The sequence below is a fragment of the Mycobacterium sp. AT1 genome, from assembly GCF_002043095.1.
Lineage (GTDB): Bacteria > Actinomycetota > Actinomycetes > Mycobacteriales > Mycobacteriaceae > Mycobacterium.
This window is the reverse complement of the sequence record NZ_MVOC01000116.1, coordinates 1-1077: the sequence shown is the minus strand read 5'-3', so window position 1 is coordinate 1077 and position 1077 is coordinate 1. Positions and strand designations below refer to the sequence as shown.

Annotated in this window: 1 protein-coding gene; it reads left to right on the top strand. The window is 64.2% G+C overall.

The window, feature by feature from the left end:
- Nucleotides 1–104 precede the first annotated feature (104 nt).
- Nucleotides 105–1077, top strand: a 973-nt coding sequence (locus tag B1790_RS33770; RefSeq protein WP_142271681.1) for an IS481 family transposase, incomplete at its 3' end; no start/stop codon positions are given.

Below are 1077 nucleotides of genomic sequence, written 5' to 3'. Positions count from 1 at the left end.
TGTAATGGCCAGGCAGGTTGTGAACGGCGTGGCTTCCGAAAGTAGGTGAGGACCTCCGGTATCGGTGTGGTTACCACACGCACGCCGATAACCGAGAGGTCCTCATGGTCCACGCTAATGCCTGTCTTACTCCGAAGGGCCGAACTCGGCTCGCGTCGGCGATCGTCGAGGACGGTTGGACCCATCGCCGCGCCGCTGAACGGTTCCAGTGCTCGCCGGCGACGGCCAAGAAGTGGGCCGACCGCTACCGCGCCGGTGGTGTCGCGGCGATGCAGGACCGTTCCAGCCGCCCGCACTGCAGCCCGGCTCGGATTTGTCGGCGCACCGAATCGCGAATCCTGGGGCTGCGCTTCACCCGTCGGTGGGGGCCGCATCGGATCGCCTATCACCTAGGGATACCCCGATCGACCGTTCAGGCGGTGTTGCACCGCTACCGGATGCCGCTGCTGCGTGATCTGGACCAGGCCACCGGGTTGGCGGTGCGCAAGCCATCACCTCGGCGATACGAGCACGGCGCTCCCGGAGATCTGGTGCACGTCGACATCAAGAAGCTCGGGCGCATCCCCGACGGGGGTGGGCATCGCAAGCTGGGACGCACCATCGGAAACCGCCACAACAGGAAGCAGGGCCGCGGGTACGCGTTCGTCCATCACGCCGTCGACGACCATTCGCGGCTGGCGTACTCAGAAATACTCGGCGATGAACGCAAGGAGACCGCCGCGGCGTTCTGGGAGCGCGCCAGGGCGTACTTCGCCGACCACGGGATCGTCGTCAAACGTGTCTTGACTGACAACGGATCCTGTTATCGCTCAACACTATTCGCCGAAGCACTCGGTACGGACGTCGCCCACAAGAGGACCCGACCCTACCGTCCGCAGACCAACGGGAAAGTGGAGAGATTCAACCGCACCCTCAACCAGGAATGGGCCTACGCCCAGACCTACCTCACCGACGAGGCACGCGCAGCGACCTACCAAGCCTGGGTCCATCTCTACAATCACCATCGACCCCACACCGGCATCGGCGGCAAGTCACCCATCGAACGCCTCAGCGTTCACAACCTGCCCATGAAGAACA